The sequence below is a fragment of the Halorubrum sp. Boch-26 genome (genome assembly GCF_029889805.1).
Classification (GTDB): Archaea; Halobacteriota; Halobacteria; order Halobacteriales; family Haloferacaceae; genus Halorubrum.
The window spans coordinates 1-2,663 of the sequence record NZ_JARANT010000155.1 but is presented as its reverse complement, the minus strand read 5'-3'; the positions used below and the strand labels follow the sequence as shown (position 1 = coordinate 2,663).

2 protein-coding genes and 1 pseudogene are annotated in these 2,663 nt (G+C 78.0%); all 3 read right to left on the bottom strand.

Translation table 11 applies throughout. The annotated features are described in order from the left end of the window. Nucleotides 1–975 (bottom strand): CobD/CbiB family cobalamin biosynthesis protein (locus OQF71_RS14270; protein ID WP_280588476.1); only part of this gene is annotated, 975 nt, incomplete at its 3' end. 5 nt (nucleotides 976–980) lie between these two features. Further along, the gene (locus OQF71_RS14265; protein ID WP_280588475.1) at nucleotides 981–2,300 is read right to left on the bottom strand and encodes a cobyrinic acid a,c-diamide synthase; all 1,320 of its coding nucleotides are present in this window, start codon (nucleotides 2,298–2,300) and stop codon (nucleotides 981–983) included. Next, nucleotides 2,297–2,663: pseudogene (locus OQF71_RS14260) on the bottom strand (TIGR00303 family protein); the annotation flags it as partial. The pseudogene OQF71_RS14260 and the gene OQF71_RS14265, both read right to left, overlap by 4 nt.

The following is a 2,663-nucleotide window of genomic DNA, read 5'->3' as shown; positions in this document are numbered from 1 at the left end:
GGACCACGCGATCACCCCCGCAACCGCCGCCAGCCACCCCGCCGTCCCCGCGACGGCGACGCCGCCGGCGACGCCGACGAGCCGGACCGCCCGCTCCGCGTCGGCGACGGTCGGCGGCGCGGCCGCCGGGTTGAGCGCGTAGTGGCCCGGCTTCGCCAGCCGCACGTCGAGCGCGACCGCCGCGGTCGCCATCGGCCAGCCGGAGTTCGGCGATCCCGGCTCCCGCGCCCACGCTCGCGCCCGAGAGAGCGCCCCGACCGACCCGGCCGCGAGCGCGAGACAGGCCGCGGCCGCGCGGGCCGGGAGGTACATCACGGCGTCGTCGAGCCGGGCGCTCGCCCAGCCGACGGGCTTCGACCGGTAGCCGAGCATCGAGTCGAGCGTGTTCACGGCCTTCACCCACGCCGCGCCGGCGACGCCGAGCGGGAGGGCCGCGCCCGGAGCGACCGCCGGCCCGACCGTCGCGCCGGCCGCGAACCCCGCGAGCGGCGCGACGAACCCGTCGGCGAGGTTCTCGGTCGCGCTCTCGACCGCCGCGCTCCGGAGGGCCGCCGGCGAGAGGGCGGCGGCGTCCCGCCCCACCAGCGCCCGGATCGACTCGCGGGCCGCCTCGGGGTCGCTCTCGGTCTGCGCGACGACGTCGGCGGTGACCTCGCGCAGCATCCGGAGGCTGACGAGCGAGAAGAGGAGCGCGCCGGCGACCGGGACGGCGAGGGCGGGGAGCGTGAGGGAGGCGACCGCCACGACCCCGCCCGCGACCGCCGCGGCGGCGAGCGGGAGCAAGACCGCGGCGGCGACGCCGACGCGCCGCGGGCGCGTCCACTCCCGATCGACCGGCTCGACGAGCGAGCCGAACAGCGCCACCGGGTGGACCCGCCCCGGCGGCTCCGCGACCGCGAGGTCGAGCGCGACCGCGATCGCCAGCGCGGTGAGGGCGGGGACGGCGTCGAACGCGGGGAGAGCAGGGAGTGACATCGCGGTCACAGCCCGTCGATGAACGCGTCGAACGCCCCGCTCTCGGGGTGGACGTGACAGTACGTTCCCAGCGTTCGGTGTTCGGTCAGGCCGTCGCGATCGCCGTCGATCCCGGTCCCGCGCTCCACGTCGAAGGCGAACCGGGCGTCGCTCGCGGCGTCGGCCGTCGAGTAGTGGAACTCGTGGCCCCGCAGCGTCTCGCCCGCCGCGGCCGTCGGCGCGTCCCGTCGCGCACGCAGTTCCACGTGGTCGAGCGCCTGGTACCGGTCGCGCATCCGCACGTCCGCCGGGAGCACCCCCGCCATCGCGTGCGTCTCGCCCTCGACGGTCGTCAGCGACTCGGCGAGCGCCATCAGCCCGCCGCACTCGCCGAGCACCGGGACCCCCTCTGCGGCCGCGTTCGCGATGTCGTCGAGCGCCGGACTCTCGGCGAGTTCCGCGGCGCGCAGCTCCGGGTAGCCGCCGGGGAGGTAGATCCCGTCGCACGGCGGGAGGGGGTCGCCCGCGGTCGGAGCGAACGGCTCGACGGTCGCCCGCTCGCGCAGGCGCTCGACGGTGGCCGGATACGCGAACCGGAACGCCTCATCGCGGGCGACCGCGACGCGGGGGCGGTCGGCGTCGGTCGGTTCGGCCGGGTCGCCAGCGGCGGCCGCGTCGCCCGCCCCCGCCGGCTCCCGCGCGATGTCCAGCAACCGATCGGGTCGGAGCCCCTCCGCGGCCGCGTCGAGCGCGTCGTCGGGGAGCGGGGACTCGTCGCCCATGTGGAGCCCGAGGTGCCGCTCGGGGACTTCTAGGTCGTCGTTCGGCGGGATACGGCCGAGGTAGGTCAGCTCGTCGGGGAGCGCCCCGCGGATCCCGTCCTCGTGGCGGCCGCCGTGCGCGCGCTGGGCGATCACCCCGGCGACGTCGACGTCGCGGCCCGCGCGCTCGGCGTACGCCCGGAAGCCGAGCGCGGTCGCGGCGACGCTCTCCATCCCCGCGCTGGCGTCGACCACGAGCACGACGGGGAGGTCGAGCGCCTCGGCGACCGCGGCCGTGCTCGACCCGTCGCCGTCGTACAGCCCCATCACGCCCTCGACGACGCAGACGTCGCCCGCGCCGCGGGCGTAGTTCCGGCGGAGCCCGTCCTCGCCCTGCAGCCAGAGGTCGAGCGTCCGGGAGGGGCGCCCCGCCACGCGCTCGTGGTGGCTCGGGTCGATGAAGTCGGGGCCGGCCTTCGCCGGCTGGACAGTGCGGCCCGCGCCGTCGAGCGCCCGGATCGCCGCGAGCGTCGCGACGGTCTTGCCGACGCCGGAGCTGACGCCGCCGAGGACGATTCCCTTCATCGGGGGTCACCTCCCGTCGCGCCCGCCGCATCCCCCTCGCGCTCGGCGAGTAGCCGGTCGGTGATCGCGGCGACGCGCTCGCGCAGGTCGGCGTCGGGGACTCCCGCGCGGTCGGCGAGCGCCAGCGCGCCGCCCATCCCGACGCCCTCCTTCGCCTCGCCGCGGGCGTACGCCCGCATCGCCGGGTGGTCGCCCGCGTCGAACGCTGGGTCGGTCGCGGTCAGCGCCAGGTCGAGGTCGTCGGCGAGCGCCGCGACGTCCGCCGTCGGGTCGTCGGCGACGAACGCGGTCGTCGCCAGCGGGAGCCGCCGCTCGACCCCCGCGCGCCGCGCCAGCGCGGCGCCCGACCCCCGCAGGGGGGCG